Source organism: Deefgea piscis (assembly GCF_013284055.1).
GTDB classification, from domain to species: Bacteria; Pseudomonadota; Gammaproteobacteria; order Burkholderiales; family Chitinibacteraceae; genus Deefgea; species Deefgea piscis.
The window spans coordinates 2,303,783-2,324,131 of sequence record NZ_CP054143.1 but is presented as its reverse complement, the minus strand read 5'-3'; the positions used below and the strand labels follow the sequence as shown (position 1 = coordinate 2,324,131).

Genomic DNA, 20,349 nt, shown 5'->3' with positions numbered 1-20,349 from the left:
TTATTTTCACTGCTTCATTACTCAACTTTGAGGCAACACCTTCCCCACGTGTTGCCCGCAGCCATTGAATGGCCGCTGTTTACTTATTTTGGAATTTTATGCAAACGCAAATTATTGAACTCTTTGAATTAATCGCCGATGGCGGTTTAGAGCATGAAGACATTCTTGCCATGACTGCCGAAGTGACCGCGGCTCAGCAAGATCCAATCGCCTATCGCGCTCGCCATGCCGCTGATTTTTATCCGAGTGAAACGGCCGTGCCGCTGTGGGAAGTCGTACTGCTTGAGCAACTCGCTGATGGTTTGATTTTCAATGCCCAAGCAATGCCTGCGCTATACCAGCAAATCAGCGAAGCTTTTGGTGAAGGCGAGCTTGAACTCCAAGCCAGCGCTTTGACTGAATTGAGCGAGACATCGGCACTAAAAGCCATTCAAGATGAACTCAATCCAAATTTCACCTTAATCGACTTTAGTGATCGTGATCAAAAGCAAATGCTCCTGATCCGCACGCATCATCTAACGGCTTTTTTCAAGCTGTGCCAAGCGCTCAATATTCAAGCCAGCCTCGCTTACGAAAACCGCTTTAAAACCAATTAAACGTTTTACAGCGACCCAATCCAAACCGACTTTGCCAGTCGGTTTTTTTCAAACCTGATTCGACAGCAAATCACACTAAAAAAACCACCTTAATACGTTACTTTTCCCCGCAGTGCTTTCACTGAACCTCGCAACTGTTTGCCATCCAAACGACGTTGTTTAGCACCATAACTGGGCTTGGTTGCTCGGCGTGGTTTGGCCAATACCGCGACACTTTCAACCAGCGCCATTAAGCGCATCAGCGCCTCGGCACGATTGGCTTCCTGACTGCGCGAAGTTTGCGCCTTAATGACCACTACGCCTTCTTTATTAATTCTTTGATCATTTAAAGCCAATAGCCGGCTTTTAAATTCGGTGGGCAATGAAGAGTTTGGAATTGAAAAACGTAAATGCACCGCACTTGAAACTTTATTGACATTTTGTCCTCCCGCGCCTTGCGCACGAATGGCACTAAACTCAATTTCATGACTGGGAATTTCTGGTATTTTCATCGCTTTAAAAGATCGCCTAGCTTTATTTCAAATTAAATTCAATCGCAAAAACAACATTGGCCTCTATCGGCACACCGTTCTTTTTGGCTGGGATAAATCGCCACTGCGTCTTCACGGTATCCACCGCGGCCTGATCTAAACGCGGGTAATGACTACTACTTAATACCGTGACTTGAATTGGCTCACCGGCTGCGCTGACCTTCACGTGTAGCTGAACCTTGCCACTTTCCATTTTCATGCGTGACAAACGCGGCATTTCCGGCTCTGGGTTATTTAAATACGCCGCACGATATTGCACGGCGGTCTCCACGACCGCAGCGCTCATACCTGCTGATGTAACAGCGGAGCCCACAATCTGTGTTTGCTGCGATTGAAGCCCCATACTGGCCGCTGAAGTTTGTGGTTTGGTAAGCGGTGCCGCTATGTGCTCTCGTGGCTTTGGCAAAGATGGCGTAAGTTTTTTTTCAGTCGTAGTTTGCCGTAAAGGAGGCCGATTTGATTGAACAACTGAGGGCTGTTTTGCAACCGCAGGGCTCAGTACCGCTGGCGCTTGCAAGAGCACTAAAAGCGGGAGATCCGATGCCACAGCCTCAGTCGCAAAACGCCCCTGCCAAGCAAAAACCACCAGTGCATGCAGTAATAATGAGCTTAAAAAAGCGATTCGCCAGATCATCTTGTAATTCTACAACTCCAATTTAAAACATCATACATTGCAATTTCACAGCAAATACCTACACTGAACTGACTATCTGCTGGAATAAACACATGCCCTATACCATGCTCATTGTTGATGACAGCCGTGTCTCACGCATAATGATACGATCTTTTGCCATCGCACAACGTCCAGACTGGGTTTATCTTGAGGCCGGTTCTGGATTAGATGCCATCGAAATAGCAAAAACCCACAAAATCGATTTCGTTTCTATGGATCTTAACATGCCCGGTATCGATGGCATTGAAGCGGGCACCGCCATCAAAGCCCTGCAGCCCGATTGTTTTATTGCATTACTGACGGCCAATGTCCAAAACAGCACGCAAGAGCGCGCACTCAACGCTGGCTTACACTTCGTGCCCAAGCCCATCGTTGCGGACACCCTTCTTAAAGTCTTTACGATTGCAGGAGCTTAAGCATGCTAGAACTTGGCTCACTGCAACGCGATGCGCTCTGCGAAATTTTTAATATCAGCGTGGGTCAAGCTGCTGCCAGCATGAGCCAAATTATTAACGAAGAAATTTTACTCTCAGTACCGATGGTTGAATTTTATAGCGTCGAGGAGGCTGCCCATTATTTAGAACGATCTAGTCAGCGTGTCTGTAGTGTCAGGCAAAGCTTTGACGGCAGTTTTCACGGCAATGCGCTACTCATTTTTCCTGAGGCACGCAGCTTAGATTTAGTTCGTTTAATGATGGGTAATAGCTTACCCATCGAGCAACTAACCGAATTAGAACAAGATGCCCTATCCGAAATTGGCAATATTATTCTCAACTCTTGCTTAGGATCTCTAGCCGATATTTTCAAACAACCTTTTCAATGTGGTTTACCAGCACTACACATCGGTTCAGGTATCTCAGTGCTCAAAGAGTGCGATGCCGATCATGTGGTGATGGTGCTACAAATTCAATTTTCATTGGCGTCTCGTGAATTACATGGACACGTTATTTTTATTATGAATGCCAACTCACTCGATTTGCTCAGCGAGGCAATTAATCAATTTTTAGGTACCATGATGGTACAAAGCTAAGCTAAATGATGAACAACCATGCTCCTTTATTATTATTTAGCACCTTTGACGCACTCGAACTTGGCGTCCTGATTTTAAATGGTAAAGGTGAAATTGCATTATGGAATCGCTGGTTAGTTAAAGCATCTGGGCGTAATTCAGATGGCTTAATTGGTTTACCCTTAAGTATTGCCTTCCCTGAATTAAAAAATACTCGCGTAGAGCAAGCCGTTAAATTGGCAATCGAAAAAGATCAGTCTTCTTTTTTATCGCAATGTTTAAATCGAGCGCCATTTAATTTATTTCGCCTGCATAATAATGACGAAGTACCCCTTAGAATGCAGCAACAGATTCAAATCACGCCTTTGCGGCAATTTGATAATGAACAGTTTTGCTTAATTCAAATCCAAGATGTCACCGCGTCGGTGATTCGTGAGCAAATTTTGCAAGAACGCGCCGCTGAATTGCATCGTTTTGCCTATCAAGATGGCTTAACCGGCATTCCCAATCGCCGCTATTACGAAGAGAAATTAGCCGAAGAATGGCGTCGAGCCATTCGACAAAAGCATCCTCTGAGTGTCTTGATGATCGATATTGATTTTTTTAAACGCTATAACGACCAACTTGGCCACCAACAAGGCGACACCTGCTTGCAAGAGATTGCCAAAGCGCTGCAAGCGGCATTACGTCGACCTACCGACATTATTGCTCGCTATGGCGGCGAAGAATTTATCGTCTTACTGCCGGCAACACCGATGGCTGGCTGCATCACGATCGCCGAACAATTACTCGATGCCGTTCGTGAACTCGAGCGGCCACACCCAGACTCACCGCACCATATTGCCACCGTGAGTATTGGCTGCGCCACATCAACACCGAACCGTGACGCGGAAGCGAGCGTGCTGATTCAAGAGGCTGATCTTGCGCTGTATTTTGCCAAACAACATGGTAGAAACCAGCTTCGCGACAGCCAATCCTAATCCCGCTATAGTCAACTGACAAATACCCTGCTTTTAAACTTATTCCTCATCCAGTTATACTGACAACTCCCTCGCCAGCCATCAGTCAATGCCTGTGCAATAACGGCTGGCTGTCTTTTTAAGTTGTCTTGTTTTGGAAAAGAATATGTTCAAAAAACTCGCCCTTTTCGCGGCTCTTGCATTCAGTGCAAACCTATCCTTGGCGCAAGATAGCGTGTCAGTGGATCAAGTTTGGACGCGAGCCACGCCACCTCAAGCAGCCAATGCCGGGGTTTTTATGACCATCAATAGCAAAACGGCAGATCAACTGCTATCAGCAAGCTCAGACCTTGCAAGCAAAACTGAGATTCATGAAATGAAAATAAGCGATGGCGTGATGAAAATGCGTCAAATGACGGCTGGACTCCCTGTTGCTAGCAATCAAACGCTGACACTCGCACCAGGCGGCTATCACATTATGCTAATTGGACTAAAAAAAGGCCTTGTTGCCGGTGAAAAACATGCGCTCACGCTCAACTTTGCCAAAGCCGGCGCGATCAACGTGAGCATTGACGTTAAAAACATCGCTCACATGCCCGCTGCAGCGACACACTCACACTAAAACAAGATTGCCTCATTCAGGGCTCAATGGAGCCTAGATCATCGATTTAGCCGGTTAAATAACAGGCTAAATCGACCACTGATTTAAGCCATTCATGCTGACTCAAGATCAACGACTTTCATCGGCGCGATAGCCAATAAAAAAGCGCCCGAAGGCGCTTTGGTCATGCAGTAACTCACTCGCTTATTTCAGCAAAGCTTTCGCACGCGCCACTACGTTTTCAACTGAGAAGCCAAAGTGCTTGAACAATAGATTTGCCGGTGCAGACTCACCAAACGTATCCATACCAATCACATCGCCCTCAAGACCGACATATTTACGCCAGAAGTCGCTGGTTGCCGCTTCGACGGCCAAGCGTGGTACGCCAGCTGGCAATACCGATGCTTTGTACGCTGCATCTTGCTTATCAAACACATTGGTTGATGGCATTGATACCACACGAACCGCAACGCCTTCAGCTTGCAATTGCGCCGCAGCTTTCACTGCTAAATCGACTTCCGAACCCGTCGCCAAAATCAGCAACTGTGGGTTAGCTGCATCAACAAGTACGTAGCCGCCTTTGGCAATATCCGCCAATTGTTGCTCAGTACGCGCTTGGAATTGCAGGTTTTGACGCGTGAACACCAATGATGACGGCGTAGTACGCTCGCCAATTGCAGCAGCCCAAGCTACGACCGATTCAACGGTGTCGCATGGACGCCAAGTGTTCATGTTCGGGATGCAACGCAAGGTTTGCAATTGTTCAATCGGTTGATGCGTAGGACCATCTTCACCCAGACCAATTGAATCATGCGTGTAAACGAAGATGTTATTGGTTTTCATCAACGCAGCCATACGCAATGCATTCAATGCGTATTCGCAGAACATCAAGAACGTGCCACCGAATGGACGGAAACCACCGTGCAACACGATACCGTTCATAATCGCGCTCATACCAAATTCACGCACGCCATAGCTGATGTGATTGCCGGAAATTTGACCGTTTTCAACTTTCAAGCTGGTCGAGCCCTTCCAGTTGGTCAAGTTTGAACCGGTCAAATCAGCAGAGCCGCCCAGCATTTCTGGCACAGATGGGCAAAGTGCTGACAATGCATTTTGGCTGGCTTTACGTGTCGCAATAGTTTCAGCTTTGCTGTTGGCATCTGAAACGGCAGCAGCAACAATGTCATTCCAATTGGCTGGCAAATCGCCTTTCATGCGGCGAGTAAACTCAGCGGCTTCAGTCGGAAATTGTGCAGCGTACTTAGCAAACAACGTGTTCCACTCGGCTTCAAACGCAGCACCAGCAGCTTTACGATCCCAACCTGCGTACACATCAGCAGGGATTTCAAATGGTGCATACGGCCAGCCAATCGCTTCGCGCGTTGCAGCGATTTCAGCATCACCCAATGGTGCGCCGTGGCAATCATGGCTCGCCGCTTTGTTGGGTGAGCCTTTACCGATGATGGTTTTGCAGCAGATCAAAGTTGGCTTGTTGGTTTCTGCTTTTGCGGCATCAATGGCGGCATTGAGTGCATCCACATCATGACCATCAACACCAGCAATCACATGCCAGCCATAAGACTCAAAGCGTTTTGGGGTATCGTCAGTGAACCAGCCTTCAACATGGCCGTCGATCGAAATACCGTTGTCGTCCCAGAATGCCACCAATTTGCCCAAGCCCAAAGTACCGGCAAGTGAGCAAGCCTCGTGTGAAATGCCTTCCATCAAGCAGCCATCACCCATAAAGACATAAGTGTGGTGATCAACGATGTCCAGACCTGGTTTATTAAATTGCGCAGCAAGCAGTTTTTCTGCCAATGCAAAACCCACGGCATTGGTGATACCTTGGCCCAAAGGTCCCGTCGTCGTTTCTACACCTGGGGTGTAATGCACTTCTGGGTGGCCCGGGGTTTTTGAATGAAATTGACGGAAGTTTTTGATGTCGTCCATCGACACATCAAAGCCTGTGAGGTGCAATAACGCATATTGCAACATCGAGCCGTGGCCGTTCGACAACACAAAGCGGTCGCGGTTAGCCCAAGCGGTGTTTTGTGGGTTAAAGCGCATTTTACCGCCCCACAAAGCTAAACCAATCTCAGCCATACCCATCGGCGCACCAGGGTGACCCGAATTGGCTTTTTGCACAGCATCCATCGCCAGTGCACGAATTGCATTTGCTAAATCAGTACGCGTTGCTGCCATCACAGTTTCCTCAGATTGAATATAAGCGCTCTTGCGCCAACTTGATTAAACACGCGCTGCTTGGCCGAACTGCCGCCTAACAGCACGTAAAAATAGGGCTTATTCTCGCTTTAACTCAGCTTTACGACAGAATTAAAGTGCTTATGCTGACATTGTACTCATGCTACCTAAATAGAGATATTGCTTTGGCGCAAACTAAAATTGAATCAAAACAAAAAGCCAAAGCAAAGACCGCTGACTAACCTCTTACTCCAAAACATACGTCCCCGGGGCTGCGCCCAGATTAGGGTGTTGTCGGCTGGTTAACTTGGGTTTGATTTGTGCGCCAGCAAAACCGCGCAACCAGTCAACCCAATTGGGCCACCAAGAGCCCGCTACCGGTGCTTGCTGACCAAGCGCCGCAGGAATGTTTTGGTTTTGATCAAAGGCAATTTGTCGAAAACTGCGCTTTGATTGAGGGCTAGGCGGATTAATAATGCCAACGATATGGCCTGATGTCGATAGGGTTAACCGCACAGGTGCGCTCACCCGATGGGCCAAAGTAAAGGTTTGCTGCCAGGGTGCGATATGGTCTTCTTCGGCGCTCACCATATAGATAGGCTGGGTAATTCGAGCTAAATCAATACCTTGGCCTGCCAAGTGCAAACCATCGGGCTCAATCATTCGATTATGCCAATACAGCTCACGCAAATAGGTGTGATGCATTTTTTTTGGCATTCGCGTGCTATCCATATTCCAATACAAGATATCAAATGCCGTCGATGGCTCGCCCAATAGGTAATTGCTTTGCCAATACTGCCAAATCAAGCTATTGCTGCGTAGCATTCGAAAGCTAGCAGCCATGTCTTTGCCATCCAGATAGCCCTGCCGCTCCATAATGGCGTCGATGGCATCCAGACCGTCTTCATCGATAAATACTTCAATATCACCCGGGCAAGAAAAATCGGTCAATGTGGTCAGTAAAGTCACCGACGACACTGGCACCGCAGCAGGTGAAAGGCGATTAATCCAAGCCATATAAAGGCTCACCAAAGTACCACCAATGCAGTAGCCGACTAAATTCACCTGCTCACTGCCCGAGATTTCTTTAGCCACTTGAATCATCGGCACAATGCCCTGCGTTAAATAATCATCCAAGCCAATCTCGGCCATTGTGGCATCTGGATTTTTCCAACTGGTGACAAACACCGAAAATCCTTGATCCACCAAATATTTCACCATGCTCTTGGCCGGATTTAAATCCAAGATGTAGTACTTATTAATCCACGGCGAAATCAGCACAATCGGTGTTTGGTGAACTGTAGGGGTATTGCTCTGATAGTGAATTACTTCAAGGAGTTCATTGCGATACACCACTACACCGGGGGTTGTCGCCAGATTCTCGCCCACGGTGAATGCCGACAAATCGGTCAAGGCAATATCGCCAGCGCGAACATCTCGCGCAAAATGATCCCAGCCTTGCCACAGGCTCTCGCCTTGCGTTGTGATGGCTTTATTGAGTGCAGTGGGATTACCCAATAAGAAATTATTTGGCGCCAAGGCATTCAACAATTGTCGCAACCAAAATGCCGACTTACGCCGCTCACCCTCAGTGAGCCCTGGCGTGGCATACAGCGAGTTTTGCATCCAGCGCGTTTGAAATAAATAATACTCTTTGACGCTATCCCAAAATGGCGACTCAGACCAAATCGGATCGCTAAAACGCGGGTCGTCTGGCTGCGGTTCGACTAAGTCCACATCCGCTTCGCCAGCAAATCGGCGCAACAGCGCCGCTTGCAATTGAAAGCCATCCATTGCATAGCGATGTAAATTATCCGCCAGTTCAAATGGATGGTTGGCCCATGCTTGCTGGGCTGTTCGAGTCGTTGCCAGCAAACCAAAAGGATCAAATATTTGCTGTAGCTGCCGCTGCAAAACTTGAGTCCGTTGCGCCTGTTCAGTCAAAAAAGCGGTAAACACGGATGATTCAGACATCGCAATTCCCCATCGTGATAACTCGACTTTAATTTACGTTGCAGCGCAACAAAAGACAAGCGCGATGCATTCGCACCTCTAGGAAGCGCACACGCTCAATTCATTACGCTTAAGCGCACTCGGCAACGCCGCAAATCCCAAGTCATCACAACGACGCAATCAAACTACGGTGTTCCGCCACGCTGAATTTAGGTTACAGCTTGGCGGCATATTGCGCCCGCGCCAATGCCAGTCGTTCCACCGTACCCACATCCAGCCACTGCCCATGATGACATTCACCACTCACACGCCCTGCCGCCATGGCGGTCAATAAACAAGGCAATAAAGGCATTGCCTGATCAGAAGGCACATCGGCAAAAAATTGCGGGTGGTAAGCCGCAACGCCGCAAAAAGTCAGCGGTTGATCGTCGCTCTGGCACGGCACCACCAAGCCTGCGCGCAAACTCAGATCGCGCCCCGTTGGATAGCCCGCCTTGGGCACCAACATCAAATGCGCCCAATGCGTTTGCGGATTTAATTGTGCCGCAGTTTGGCTTAAAGCCACAAAATCAACGTCGGTCAGCACATCGCCATTCACCACGAGAAATGGTGCGTCTCCCAATAATGGCAGCGCCCGGGCAATACCGGCCGCGGTTTCCAGCGCCGTGCTTTCCGCTGAATATTGAATCCGCACACCCCACTGCGAGCCATCACCGAGCACGGCTTCTATTTGCTCACCGAGCCAAGCGTGATTAATCACCACGTCGTGAATTCCAGCCGCCGCTAAGCGCGCTAAATGCCAAGCAATCAACGGCTGACCACCCACTTCAAGTAACGGCTTGGGCGTCACATCGGTTAAAGGCCGCATCCGCTCACCACGGCCAGCCGCTAAAATCATTGCTTTCATTGGAAACTCAATCAAAAAAAGTCGAAAAAAAAGCTCGACCAGCGCCATGCTGATCGAGACTGCAAATCAAACATCCAGCCAATGATGCCAAAGCGTAACGACTGCAAACCGCACAGCAAAGTCGCCCGCTATGCGGCAAAAAACGGCGGATTAAAAAGTAAAACCAGACTCGATTTTTTCGCCATTTAAGTTCACCAATAAACGCCCTAATGGCGTTAATTCGCTATAACGCAAGCAAACTTGGCGCACATAATGAAATACGCGGGGAATATCGGCTTGATATTGCGGTTTATTATCGCGGTATTTTAAACGAGCAAATAAACCCAAGATTTTTAAATGGCGCTGCAAACCGGCCATTTCAAATGCCAAGTAAAAGTCACCAAAATCGTCATGCACCGCTAAACCGGCTGCGCGGGCTTGTTCCCAATAACGAATGGTTAAATCCAGCACAAAGGTTTCACCCCATTCGACATAAGCATCACGCAGTAATGACACCAAATCGTAAGCAATCGGCCCTTTGACCGCATCTTGAAAATCAATCAAGCGCAAGGCATCGTTTTGCACCAAGATATTTCTGGAATGAAAATCGCGATGCATAAACAGCGTTGGCTGTTGAATGATTTGCTGCACAATCAAAGCGCAAGCGCGCTCCCAAGTGGCCAATTCTTTACCCGCCAACGTAACGCCAAATTGCTGACCAAAATACCACTCGCGGCAAATATCCAGTTCACGCTGAACAAAAGCAGCATCAAACAGCGGCAAATCATCATCAGAGGTATTGGCCTGCATCTCAACCAGCAATTTGATTGCACGCAGATACCACTCTTTTGCGCTAGTCTCGCTGAGAACACTGGCCAAAGTCACATCGCCTAAATCTTCCAAAACGACAAAACCCAATTGCAAGTCTTGTTCAAAAACTTGCGGTACGGCAATGCCGGCTCCGGCCAATTGTTGCTGGCGCGCCAAAAAAGGCGCGCAATCAAAAACGGCTGGATCAAAATCCATCACCACCACCGAGCCATCGGCGTAACTCACACGCCAATATTGCCGCACACTGGCGTCAGCAGCAGCTAAAACGATGCTTTGCGGCGTTGCAGCGCGCACTTGTTGCAACCAATTGGAGAGCTGTTCACTGCGATTCATGAGAAATATCGTTCCTGTTTACCACGTTTGTTAAGAAAGTTAAGCGCGTTTACTGCTAGAATCCACCAATTCTATCAAAGTAATGACGACAACCACATGCGGGTGCGTAATTCTCCTCCCTATACCATCAAGATCGTAGCGTTCTCATTGGCCATTTTACCGGTACTGAGCCATGCTGCGGCATCCAGCCCTGCCGCCGAGCCGCCCTTATTCATTGAAGCAGATCAAGCCAGCGTCCAAGAAGGAAAATATTCAGAAGCGCGCGGCAATGTCATCGTCAATCGCGATGGCATGGTGGTCAACGCCGACTGGGTAAAGTACGAACTCGAGGCCGATCAAGTTCATGCTGGCGATAAAGTCAAAGTTACGCAAAAAGGCGATACGCTTGAGGGTGACTCGCTGAATATGACGGTGCAGACTCGCTTGGGTGAAATGGACAATCCGATTTACCACATGGCCGAAGGCCAAGTGCGTGGTGACGGTGTCAAAGTTTTATTTGGCGGCAAAGACAAGTACACCATCCAAAAGGGTCGTATGACCACTTGCCGCGATGGGCAAGACGATTGGTATTTACACGCCAGAGAAATTGATCTCGATTACACCAGTAATTATGGCCAAGCTTGGCATGGCTGGGCCGAATTTAAAGGCGTACCGTTTTTTTACTACCCTTTTGTAGATTTCCCACTCAATGGTGATCGCAAAAGTGGCCTCTTATTACCCACGCTAGGCTATAGCAATACCAATGGCTTGCAATACAGCCAACCGTATTACTTTAATCTTGCCCCCAATTACGATGCGACGATTACGCCAAGCTATTTTGGTGAGCGTGGCGTCATGCTCGGTGGTGAATTTCGCTACCTGCAACCCGAATACGCCGGCACCCTACGTGCGGCGGGAATTAACGACAAATCGACTGACACACAGCGGTATGGCGTTTACTTCCAACACAATCAACTGCTGAGCGATCGCTTGTCGTTAAGTATTAATTATCAAAAAGTATCCGACTCAGATTACTTTATTGATTTTTCTGACACGCTAGCGGGTGCCTCGCAAGTTAACTTGCCGCAAGAAGCATTGCTCAATTACAACGGTGATTTTTGGTCCACGTATTTACGCGTGCAACGCTATCAAACACTACAAACCGAAACCAACCCAGTTGAAGATCCATACTGGCGCATGCCACAGTGGTATTTTACCGCGAGCCCACAAATTGGTTATGGTTTAGAAACCAAAATCAGCGGTGAAGTCACGCGCTTTGTGAATCAATCCTTGGTACAGGGCGATCGCGCGTGGATTAACCCTAGCATTAGCCTACCAATGAGTAATAGCTACGGCTTTATTACCCCACGTTTAAGCGTACACGCCAATACCTACCGCACCGAAAGCGCAACAGGCCAAGACATGGGCAATCAATCCTTTGTCGTACCGATTGCCAGTCTGGATACCGGACTCTTTTTCGAGCGCGAAGGCAGTTTGTTTGGCTCAGACATTGTGCAAACCTTAGAGCCACGCGCTTTTTATGTGTATGCCCCGTATAAATCACAAAGCGATGTTCCCAATTACGACTCAGCCGTTGCGGCATTGTCGTGGTCACAGCTGTTTAGTGAAAATAAGTTCACCGGTAATGACCGAATTAATGACGCCAACAATCTGACTTTGGCTATTAGTAGTCGTATTTTTGACGATGCCACTGGGGTTGAGCGCTTTTACGCCGGTGTCGGTCAACAGTTTTATTTCACCTCGCCGCGAGTGACATTGTCCGGCCCAGATAATACCGATGAGCAAAAAAGCTCAAATATGTTTTTGATGATGGGCAGCCAGTTACCCAACAATGTCAATGTGAACTACTTATTACAGCAAGACTTACACACCAAGAGCACCATCAATTCGGAGTTGAACGTCAGCTGGACACCGAGCGAATATAAAACCCTTAACCTACGCTACGTGCATAATAAATCGTCCAATATCGAACAAGCCGACATCTCGGGGCAATGGCCACTGGGCAATGGCTGGTATGCCGTGGGTCGTTACAACTATTCACTGAATGATCGCAAAGCACTAGAGACGATTGCTGGCGTTGAATATAATGCCGGCTGTTGGGCGCTGCGTTTTGCTGCGCAAAGCTATGTCACTACCAATAGCACGTACAAAACCAATTACTTTGCAATCTTAGAATTAGGCGGTTTGGCCGGATTGGGGATGAATCCGATTAGCTTATTAAAGCAATCCATTCCTGGTTACGCCGACACTTATCGCTCTCCAAAACTTCGTTAAAGGCTGTACAACCGTATGAAGACTATGACTTTGCTGCGTACCGCAACGCTAACTTTAGCGCTCTTTAGTAGTGCGGCAATGGCCGAAATTATTACTGCCGATCGCGTGATTGCAATTGTGAATCGCAATGCGATTACGCAGGTGGAATTGAATCAAAAAATCAACGCGATTCGCAAAAACCTCGAACAGCAAAAAGTTCAATTGCCGCCTGAGCAAGTATTGCAAGAACAAGTACTGGAACGGATGATTTTAGATCAGCTGCAGACCCAATACGCTCAGCAGCTCGGCATTCGCGTTGATGACAATCAGCTAGAAATGGCCATCAACCGGATTGCGGCACAAAATCAGATGAGCCTGCCGGTGTTTCGCCAAAAATTGGAAGAAACTGGCATGTCATGGCGTGGATTTCGCGATCAAATTCGCCAAGAAATGCTACTGGCTCGCTTAAAAGATCGCGAAATTGATAGCAAAGTAGTGGTCACTGATTCAGAAATTGATGACTACATCAAGCTAGCGGCCAATAAAGTCCAAATGGAATATAACTTGGCCCAGATTTTTATTCCATTACCTGAAAATGCCGCGCCCGACCAAATTCAAGCGCGTCGTTTACGCATTCAAGCGGCCAAAAAAGAGCTGGAAAGCGGCGCCGCATTTGCCAGCGTCGCTGCTAGCTACTCCGCCGATCAAAACGCCAATAAAGGGGGCTCATTAGGTTGGCGTCCTGCTGGCTCTTTGCCACCGGCATTCACTAGCTTGCTCGACCAACTCAAACCGGGTGGGATTACGGATGTGGTGCGTAGCCCAGCTGGGTTTCATTTATTCAAACTACTGGACAAGCGTAGCCAACAAGAACAAGTTGTGGTCGATCAAAGCCATGTACGGCATATTTTGATTCGCAGCAATGAAATCACCTCGACCACCGATGCACAGCAAAAATTACGCCAAATTCGCAGTCGTATTGAGCATGGCGAAAAGTTTGAAGACCTCGCCAAAGCGTTTTCCGATGATGCCAGCGCGCCCAAAGGCGGTGATTTAGGCTGGCTCAATCCGGGTGAAACAGTACCTGAATTTGAAGCCGTAATGAATTCACTCAAAGTGGGCGAAGTGAGTCAACCGGTACAAACGCCGTTTGGTTTCCACTTGATTCGCGTTGATGAGCGCCGTAAACAAGACGTGACTTTAGAGCGTGCGCGTTTCAAATTACGCAATGAATTAAAACAACGCAAAGCCGAAGAACAATACGAAGATTGGCTGCGCCAATTGCGTGATCGCGCCCACGTTGAATTGCGTCTAAAGGACGAGTAATGCAAAAACCATTGGCGATCACCACCGGAGAACCTGCAGGTATTGGCCCTGAGCTTGCAATACAATTAGCGCAGAGCAATATACCCGCACCTATCGTTTTATTGGCTGATCGCCAATTGCTGCTTGAGCGTGCCAGTTGCGTAGGGATTGACCCTGCCATTGTGGCGACTTGGCCTGAATATCGTGCCGAGGTCAGCGCCCCCGTTTCGATTTTGCACATCCCCTTAGTCGTCAACAGTATTGCCGGGCAACTTGATCCTCAAAATTCCAGCTATGTTTTGGCGCTACTTGATCGCGCCATTGCGGGTTGTATGCAAGGTGAGTTCGCCGCAATCGTTACTGCGCCCCTACACAAAGGGGTGATCAACGATGCCAAACTCGGCGGGTATTTCTCTGGACATACCGAATACCTTGCAGAAAAGACGCATACCCCACAGGTGGTGATGATGCTGGCCGGTCAATACGGCACAGATGCCAAGATGATGCGAGTCGCTTTGGCCACCACACATTTGCCACTCAAAGACGTCGCTAGCGCAGTGACTAGCGATGCATTACGCAGCACATTACGTATTTTGCAGCATGATTTACAGCAGCATTTTGGCTTAGCGCAACCCAAAATCATCGTCGCGGGGCTCAACCCACACGCCGGCGAAAGTGGCCATATGGGCCGTGAAGAAATGGATATCATCATTCCGGTACTTGAGCAGTTACGCGCCGAAGGCATGCACTTAATCGGACCACTCCCCGCTGATACTTTATTTAATCCGCCCATTTTGGCGCAAGGCGATGCGGTGTTGGCGATGTATCATGACCAAGGACTGCCGGTGTTAAAATTTGCCACCTTTGGTGCAGGCATCAATATCACGCTGGGCTTGCCGATCATTCGTACTTCAGTGGATCACGGCACCGCGCTCGACTTAGCCGGTAAAGGTCTCGCAGAGGTCGGCAGCCTGATTGCTGCGACTCAATTAGCCGCCACATTAGCGGCCAACACTTAAGGACTTCAGCGCACCACGTGGACTCTTTTTTCGGCATAGGTCGATAAACTGAATCGATCAACGGAAAAACCACGCGATGCGACTGCTTTACAATAGCGAGACATCTCGCTTTTTATTTTTGTATGTCCCCGTTGGGGGCAAGGATTCAAATGGCACATATTCCCCGTAAACGCTTTGGACAAAACTTTTTGCAAGACCAAGGCGTCATTGCTGGCATCATCAACGCAGTTGACCCACAAGCTGACGACGTCGTCGTCGAAATCGGTCCCGGCCTTGCTGCGCTAACCGCACCGCTACTGGCCCGCGTTCCGCAACTGAATGTCGTCGAAATCGACCGTGATATTGTCAGCCATTTATCGAGCATTTATCCTCCTGAGCGTTTAGTCATTCACAATGCCGACGCACTCAATTTTGATTTTGGCGCGCTGGCGCGTGAAATCGCCCCTGGCAAACGGATTAAATTAGTCGGTAACCTACCGTATAATATTTCAACCCCATTGCTGTTTCATCTGGCGAGCTTTAGCGACATCATTTACGACATGCACTTTATGTTGCAAAAAGAAGTCGTTGAACGCATGGTCGCCGAACCGAGCACCACCGATTACGGCCGTCTTTCCATCATGCTGCAATATCGCTACCTGATGGATCATATTATTGACGTACCACCAGAATCCTTTGATCCACCGCCGAAAGTCGATTCGGCCGTGGTACGGATGGTGCCTTATGACGTGCTGCCTTATCCGGCTAAAAATGAAGATCACCTGCGTAAACTGGTGTTAGCTTCATTTTCACAACGCCGCAAAACACTGCGCAATAATTTAAAAGGCATTGCCAACGATCAAGTACTGGCTGATTTGGGTATTGACCCGAGCTGCCGCCCTGAGAATGTGAGCGTTGCCCAGTATGTGGCATTGAGCAATGCCTTGGCCAACTAGGGTTTTCCCCGCTAGGCTAACCCTGAATACCCTTACAAAATAACAGGTTCACCCATGAATGATAATGTGACCATGATTCGCTTTAATAATGTCAACAAATGGTATGGTCGCGACCACCATGTCTTAAAAAACCTCAACCTTGAAGTTAGGCAAGGTGAGGTGGTTGTGGTCTGTGGCCCCTCTGGCTCGGGGAAATCCACCCTCATTCGGACGATTAATCAACTTGAAGCGATTAATGATGGTGAAATTTGGGTTGATGGCATTCAAGCCAATAGCACCAAAACCAATATCAATAAACTGCGTGAAGAAGTCGGCTTTGTGTTTCAGCACTTCAATCTTTATCCGCATTTATCGGTATTAGAAAACATCACCTTAGCGCCAATTAACGTCAAGAAAGTCCCTGCAGCACAAGCTAACCAGCAGGCTTTGGAATTACTTGAACGTGTTGGGCTATTAAACAAGAAAGACGCTTATCCAAGCAATCTGTCAGGCGGTCAACAGCAGCGTGTAGCGATTGCCCGTGGTTTGGCGATGAACCCACGCGTAATGCTATTTGATGAGCCCACCAGCGCACTCGACCCTGAAATGATTGGTGAAGTGCTGGGTGTGATGAAGCAGCTGGCAGAATCGGGCATGACCATGATGGTGGTTACTCACGAAATGGGCTTTGCACGCGAAGTCGCCGATCGAGTCATTTTCCTCGATCATGGTGAAATTGTTGAAGACACCATGCCAGAAAACTTTTTTACCAACCCACAAACCGACCGCGCCAAACAATTCTTACGCCAAATCTTGACCCCCATGGATCAATAATTACGCGAAAAATACATTAAGCAAAAACAAAATGGCTGCCCTATGGCAGCCATTTTTATGGGGTATCTCGCGGTAGCAATTAGCTAAAATACTGTTACAAACAATACCCCACCATCAGCATACAATCCACAGCATTGCAGTCTATCAAGCTAAATTATAATTCAGTGTATATAACTTCTATGCATGCAAACAATTGACTTGACACTACCGTATTCCCGTAAGGAACATCCCTAGATGTTGCTTTATTCAGTTCTACATATACTGAAAAAAAACTTAAAAAACAAAACCCTCACATCTTGGAGCACGACATGAAAGTATTACTTCCTCTCGCCATTGCAATGTCTCTACTCACCACCGCACACGTTGGCGCAGAAGAACTCAGCGGCACCTTAAAAAAAGTAAAAGAAAGTGGTGTCATTGTACTCGGTCATCGTGACTCATCGATTCCATTCTCTTATCTTGCTAATGATGCAAAACCGATTGGCTACTCAGTTGACCTCTCTAACAAAATCGTTGACGCAGTAAAGAAAGAACTTAAAATGCCGAACTTACAAGTTCGTTATAATTTAGTTACTTCACAAACCCGTATCCCACTAGTACAAAACGGCACCGTTGACGTTGAGTGTGGCTCAACCACCAACAATATTGAGCGCCAACGACAAGTTGCATTCTCATTAGGTATTTTTGAGATCGGCACGCGTCTTTTGACTAAAAAAGGCGGAGCAATTAAAGACTTCTCTGATTTGGCTGGCAAAAATGTCGTAACTACTGCTGGCACGACGTCTGAGCGCATTTTGAAAAAAATGAACGAAGACAAAAAAATGAATATGAATATCATCAGCGCCAAAGATCACGGCGAATCTTTCTTAATGCTTGAATCGAATCGCGCCGTTGCATTTATGATGGACGATGCTTTATTAGCCGGTGAAATGGCAAAAGCCAAAAAACCAAGCGAATGGGAAATCGTCGGCAAGCCACAATCATATGAAATTTATGGCTGCTTATTGCGTAAAGATGATCCGCAATTTAAAAAGATCGTTGATGGCGCCATTGCCAGCACTTATAAATCAGGTGAAATCAACACCATTTACAAACGCTGGTTTGAAAGCCCTGTTCCACCAAAAGGCTTAAACCTCAACTTCCCAATGTCAGATGATTTCAAACAATTAATCGCTAAGCCAACAGACAAATCAGCCGAGCAAATGTAATTCACCGCATACTCAGCAAGCCGAGTAGCACCACTACTCGGCTTTTTTACCTTTGGAGAAAATATCGATGAATTATCATTGGGACTGGGGTGTGTTTTTTAAACCCACCGGTATCGGCAGTGAAATTTATTTAGACTGGTTTATTACCGGTTTAGGCTGGACTATTGCACTGGCCCTCACCAGCTGGATTATTGCTTTATTCATTGGCACAATCGTTGGTGTTGCTCGTACGTTACCGAATAAAATCATTTCAAATTTAGCTGCAGGTTATGTTGCTTTATTTAGAAATGTACCACTCTTAATTCAATTGTTTATTTGGTACTTTATGGTGCCTGATTATCTACCTGAAAACTTAGAGATTTGGTTTAAGCAAGACATTAATCCAGCGACCAGCGCATTTATTAGTACAGTTATCTGTCTAGGTTTATTTACTGCTGCTCGAGTTGCCGAACAAATTCGCACAGGGATTGAGGCTCTGCCGCAGGGTCAAACAAATGCCGCTTTAGCGCTAGGTTTACGTTTGCCACAACTGTATAAAGATGTTTTATTGCCGCAAGCTTTTCGTATCATCATTCCACCGATCACCAGTGAGTTTTTAAACGTATTTAAAAACTCATCCGTTGCATCATTGATCGGCTTGATGGAATTGTTAGCGCAAACTAAACAAACCGCTGAATTCACAGCTAATTTATTCGAAGCATTTACACTGGCAACTTTGATTTATTTCACACTCAATATGAGTCTGATGTTGTTGATGCGTAAACTAGAAAAACGGGTACAAGTACCTGGCCTGATTGCTTTAGGAGGAAAATAAATGGATTTCTCCAATATCTTACCTGCACTACCGAGCATGATGGATGGGCTGTGGTTAACACTTAAACTCACCGTGCTTTCTATTATTGGCGGGGTCATCATCGGGACTTTACTCGCCTTAGCACGCCTGTCTAAATATAAATTTTTAGCCATGGCCGCAGGGTTTTATGTTAATTATTTCCGCTCTATTCCATTGCTATTGGTCATCACTTGGTTTTACTTTATGGTGCCCTTTATCATTGGCTGGGTCACCGGAACGAATCGCCCAGTTGGTGCTCTCACTTCATGTTTAATTGCATTTATGCTATTTGAAGCGGCTTATTTTTGTGAAATTGTTCGAGCAGGGATTCAATCGATTTCGAAAGGCCAAATTAATGCTGCATATGCACTGGGTCTCAATTACCGCCAAGCAATGCAACTGATCGTTTTGCCGCAAGCGTTTAGAAAAATGATGCCGCTATTAATGCAGCAATCCATTATTTTATTCCAAGACACCTCATTGGTTTACGCCGTTGGCTTAATGGACTTTTTAAATACCGCTCGTTCTCGTGGCGATATTGTCGGCCAACCGCATGAATTTTTATTATTTGCTGGTTTAATTTATTTTATTATTAGCTTTGGTGCGTCAAGCTATGTGGCGTACCTCAAAAAGAGGACAACCGTATGATTTCGATTGAACACATTAATAAATGGTACGGTGATTTCCAAGTCCTGACCGATTGCACTGCAGATATCAGCAAAGGCGAAGTCGTCGTCGTATGCGGACCATCGGGCTCGGGTAAATCAACCTTAATTAAGTGCGTTAATGCACTTGAGCCTTTCCAAGAAGGCCGAATTATTGTTGATGGTATTTCAGTGGGTGACCCTCAAACCGACCTACCTTTATTGCGCTCGCGAATTGGGATGGTATTTCAAAACTTTGAGCTGTTCCCACATCTATCGATCACTGAAAACTTAATGCTCGCTCAGCAACGCGTTTTAGGGCGTAGCGCTGATGAGGCGCGCGACACAGGGCTCAAGCTACTCGATCGCGTTGGCCTTAAGGCCCAAGCGGCGAAATTCCCAGGACAGCTCTCTGGTGGTCAGCAGCAACGTGTGGCAATTGCTCGTGCCCTGGCAATGAACCCGATTGCCATGCTGTTTGATGAGCCAACCAGTGCTTTAGACCCAGAAATGGTCAATGAAGTGCTCGACGTGATGACCGAATTGGCACAAGAAGGTATGACCATGATGTGCGTGACCCATGAAATGGGTTTTGCGCGCCGCGTTGCCAATCGCGTGATTTTTATGGATAAAGGTCGTATTGAAGAAGACTGTAGTGCTGTTGAGTTTTTTGGCAGCCCACGTGGTGAACGGGCACAGCACTTCTTATCAAAAATTCTGCATAACTAATCATCGATGTATTAGCTGATAAGCCAATGTAAAAA

20 protein-coding genes and 1 pseudogene are annotated in these 20,349 nt (G+C 47.2%); 15 read left to right on the top strand and 6 right to left on the bottom strand.

Going from position 1 to position 20,349, the window contains the following annotated elements:
- Positions 1-98: 98 nt before the first annotated feature.
- Positions 99-596, top strand: a complete 498-nt coding sequence (locus HQN60_RS10855; RefSeq protein WP_173533660.1) for a hypothetical protein — start codon at positions 99-101, stop codon at positions 594-596.
- A gap of 89 nt (positions 597-685) precedes the next feature.
- Here HQN60_RS10855 and arfB read toward each other — a convergent pair.
- A pseudogene (gene arfB, locus HQN60_RS10850) lies at positions 686-1,075 on the bottom strand (alternative ribosome rescue aminoacyl-tRNA hydrolase ArfB); the annotation flags it as partial.
- Positions 1,076-1,109: 34 nt separating this feature from the next.
- A complete protein-coding gene (locus HQN60_RS10845; RefSeq protein ID WP_173533658.1) occupies positions 1,110-1,412 on the bottom strand; it encodes an energy transducer TonB in 303 nt (100 codons plus the stop codon).
- Positions 1,413-1,582: 170 nt separating this feature from the next.
- On the opposite strand from HQN60_RS10845, the gene HQN60_RS10840 reads away from it, so the two are divergent.
- The 5 genes from HQN60_RS10840 (at position 1,583) to HQN60_RS10820 (ending at position 4,389) form a co-directional block, all read left to right on the top strand.
- Entirely contained in the window at positions 1,583-1,786 is a 204-nt protein-coding gene (locus tag HQN60_RS10840) for a hypothetical protein (RefSeq protein WP_173533657.1), read from the top strand.
- A gap of 66 nt (positions 1,787-1,852) precedes the next feature.
- Positions 1,853-2,215, top strand: a complete 363-nt coding sequence (locus tag HQN60_RS10835; RefSeq protein ID WP_173533656.1) for a response regulator transcription factor — start codon at positions 1,853-1,855, stop codon at positions 2,213-2,215.
- Between the two features lie 2 nt (positions 2,216-2,217).
- Positions 2,218-2,829 (top strand): chemotaxis protein CheX, encoded by a 612-nt coding sequence (locus HQN60_RS10830; protein WP_173533655.1) that lies wholly within the window; start codon positions 2,218-2,220, stop codon positions 2,827-2,829.
- A gap of 5 nt (positions 2,830-2,834) precedes the next feature.
- A complete protein-coding gene (locus tag HQN60_RS10825; protein WP_173533654.1) occupies positions 2,835-3,788 on the top strand; it encodes a diguanylate cyclase in 954 nt (317 codons plus the stop codon).
- Positions 3,789-3,933: 145 nt separating this feature from the next.
- On the top strand, positions 3,934-4,389 hold the full coding sequence (locus HQN60_RS10820; RefSeq protein ID WP_173533653.1) for a copper chaperone PCu(A)C: 456 nt from the start codon (positions 3,934-3,936) through the stop codon (positions 4,387-4,389).
- Between the two features lie 183 nt (positions 4,390-4,572).
- Here HQN60_RS10820 and tkt read toward each other — a convergent pair whose 3' ends face one another.
- From tkt to HQN60_RS10800, 4 genes are all read right to left on the bottom strand, one after another.
- The gene (gene tkt, locus HQN60_RS10815; RefSeq protein WP_173533652.1) at positions 4,573-6,573 is read right to left on the bottom strand and encodes a transketolase; all 2,001 of its coding nucleotides are present in this window, start codon (positions 6,571-6,573) and stop codon (positions 4,573-4,575) included.
- Between the two features lie 246 nt (positions 6,574-6,819).
- Positions 6,820-8,547, bottom strand: a complete 1,728-nt coding sequence (locus tag HQN60_RS10810) for a PHA/PHB synthase family protein (RefSeq protein ID WP_173533651.1) — start codon at positions 8,545-8,547, stop codon at positions 6,820-6,822.
- 193 nt (positions 8,548-8,740) lie between these two features.
- The gene (gene murU, locus HQN60_RS10805) at positions 8,741-9,433 is read right to left on the bottom strand and encodes an N-acetylmuramate alpha-1-phosphate uridylyltransferase MurU (RefSeq protein WP_173533650.1); all 693 of its coding nucleotides are present in this window, start codon (positions 9,431-9,433) and stop codon (positions 8,741-8,743) included.
- 150 nt (positions 9,434-9,583) lie between these two features.
- Positions 9,584-10,576 carry an aminoglycoside phosphotransferase family protein gene (locus HQN60_RS10800; RefSeq protein WP_173533649.1) on the bottom strand — a complete coding sequence of 331 codons (993 nt, stop codon included), beginning with the start codon at positions 10,574-10,576 and terminating at the stop codon, positions 9,584-9,586.
- A 96-nt stretch (positions 10,577-10,672) separates the two neighbouring features.
- Here HQN60_RS10800 and HQN60_RS10795 point away from each other — a divergent pair, with 96 nt between their 5' ends.
- The 9 genes from HQN60_RS10795 (at position 10,673) to HQN60_RS10755 (ending at position 20,314) form a co-directional block, all read left to right on the top strand.
- On the top strand, positions 10,673-12,850 hold the full coding sequence (locus tag HQN60_RS10795; RefSeq protein WP_173533648.1) for an LPS-assembly protein LptD: 2,178 nt from the start codon (positions 10,673-10,675) through the stop codon (positions 12,848-12,850).
- A 15-nt stretch (positions 12,851-12,865) separates the two neighbouring features.
- Positions 12,866-14,155 carry a peptidylprolyl isomerase gene (locus HQN60_RS10790; protein WP_254456617.1) on the top strand — a complete coding sequence of 430 codons (1,290 nt, stop codon included), beginning with the start codon at positions 12,866-12,868 and terminating at the stop codon, positions 14,153-14,155.
- Positions 14,155-15,153 carry a 4-hydroxythreonine-4-phosphate dehydrogenase PdxA gene (gene pdxA, locus HQN60_RS10785; RefSeq protein WP_173533647.1) on the top strand — a complete coding sequence of 333 codons (999 nt, stop codon included), beginning with the start codon at positions 14,155-14,157 and terminating at the stop codon, positions 15,151-15,153. Before HQN60_RS10790 ends, pdxA begins: the two co-directional genes overlap by 1 nt.
- 149 nt (positions 15,154-15,302) lie before the next feature.
- Complete coding sequence (rsmA, locus tag HQN60_RS10780) at positions 15,303-16,088, top strand: 16S rRNA (adenine(1518)-N(6)/adenine(1519)-N(6))-dimethyltransferase RsmA (protein WP_173533646.1); 786 nt, start codon at positions 15,303-15,305, stop codon at positions 16,086-16,088.
- 72 nt (positions 16,089-16,160) lie between these two features.
- Positions 16,161-16,901, top strand: coding sequence for an amino acid ABC transporter ATP-binding protein (locus tag HQN60_RS10775; protein ID WP_173534687.1), 741 nt, complete (start codon positions 16,161-16,163; stop codon positions 16,899-16,901).
- A 308-nt stretch (positions 16,902-17,209) separates the two neighbouring features.
- Complete coding sequence (locus tag HQN60_RS10770; RefSeq protein ID WP_173533645.1) at positions 17,210-18,109, top strand: glutamate/aspartate ABC transporter substrate-binding protein; 900 nt, start codon at positions 17,210-17,212, stop codon at positions 18,107-18,109.
- A 67-nt stretch (positions 18,110-18,176) separates the two neighbouring features.
- The gene (locus tag HQN60_RS10765) at positions 18,177-18,923 is read left to right on the top strand and encodes an amino acid ABC transporter permease (RefSeq protein ID WP_173533644.1); all 747 of its coding nucleotides are present in this window, start codon (positions 18,177-18,179) and stop codon (positions 18,921-18,923) included.
- A complete protein-coding gene (locus HQN60_RS10760) occupies positions 18,924-19,589 on the top strand; it encodes an amino acid ABC transporter permease (protein ID WP_173533643.1) in 666 nt (221 codons plus the stop codon). It begins immediately after the preceding gene.
- Positions 19,586-20,314: an amino acid ABC transporter ATP-binding protein gene (locus HQN60_RS10755; protein WP_173533642.1), complete on the top strand. Its 729-nt coding sequence runs from the start codon at positions 19,586-19,588 to the stop codon at positions 20,312-20,314. The genes HQN60_RS10760 and HQN60_RS10755 overlap by 4 nt, the downstream gene beginning before the upstream one ends.
- The last annotated feature ends 35 nt before the right edge of the window (positions 20,315-20,349 follow it).

Coding starts and splice junctions, on each gene's coding strand:
- HQN60_RS10820 (WP_173533653.1), top strand. CDS start 3,934: ATGTTCAAAAAACTCGCCCTTTTCGCGGCTCTTGCATTCAGTGCAAAC.
- HQN60_RS10845 (WP_173533658.1), bottom strand. CDS start 1,412: ATGAGCGCTGCGGTCGTGGAGACCGCCGTGCAATATCGTGCGGCGTAT.
- murU (WP_173533650.1), bottom strand. CDS start 9,433: ATGAAAGCAATGATTTTAGCGGCTGGCCGTGGTGAGCGGATGCGGCCT.
- HQN60_RS10810 (WP_173533651.1), bottom strand. CDS start 8,547: ATGTCTGAATCATCCGTGTTTACCGCTTTTTTGACTGAACAGGCGCAA.
- tkt (WP_173533652.1), bottom strand. CDS start 6,573: ATGGCAGCAACGCGTACTGATTTAGCAAATGCAATTCGTGCACTGGCG.
- HQN60_RS10800 (WP_173533649.1), bottom strand. CDS start 10,576: ATGAATCGCAGTGAACAGCTCTCCAATTGGTTGCAACAAGTGCGCGCT.
- HQN60_RS10790 (WP_254456617.1), top strand. CDS start 12,866: ATGAAGACTATGACTTTGCTGCGTACCGCAACGCTAACTTTAGCGCTC.
- HQN60_RS10825 (WP_173533654.1), top strand. CDS start 2,835: ATGATGAACAACCATGCTCCTTTATTATTATTTAGCACCTTTGACGCA.
- HQN60_RS10855 (WP_173533660.1), top strand. CDS start 99: ATGCAAACGCAAATTATTGAACTCTTTGAATTAATCGCCGATGGCGGT.
- HQN60_RS10760 (WP_173533643.1), top strand. CDS start 18,924: ATGGATTTCTCCAATATCTTACCTGCACTACCGAGCATGATGGATGGG.
- HQN60_RS10770 (WP_173533645.1), top strand. CDS start 17,210: ATGAAAGTATTACTTCCTCTCGCCATTGCAATGTCTCTACTCACCACC.
- HQN60_RS10775 (WP_173534687.1), top strand. CDS start 16,161: ATGATTCGCTTTAATAATGTCAACAAATGGTATGGTCGCGACCACCAT.
- HQN60_RS10765 (WP_173533644.1), top strand. CDS start 18,177: ATGAATTATCATTGGGACTGGGGTGTGTTTTTTAAACCCACCGGTATC.
- HQN60_RS10835 (WP_173533656.1), top strand. CDS start 1,853: ATGCCCTATACCATGCTCATTGTTGATGACAGCCGTGTCTCACGCATA.
- rsmA (WP_173533646.1), top strand. CDS start 15,303: ATGGCACATATTCCCCGTAAACGCTTTGGACAAAACTTTTTGCAAGAC.
- HQN60_RS10795 (WP_173533648.1), top strand. CDS start 10,673: ATGCGGGTGCGTAATTCTCCTCCCTATACCATCAAGATCGTAGCGTTC.
- pdxA (WP_173533647.1), top strand. CDS start 14,155: ATGCAAAAACCATTGGCGATCACCACCGGAGAACCTGCAGGTATTGGC.
- HQN60_RS10755 (WP_173533642.1), top strand. CDS start 19,586: ATGATTTCGATTGAACACATTAATAAATGGTACGGTGATTTCCAAGTC.
- HQN60_RS10830 (WP_173533655.1), top strand. CDS start 2,218: ATGCTAGAACTTGGCTCACTGCAACGCGATGCGCTCTGCGAAATTTTT.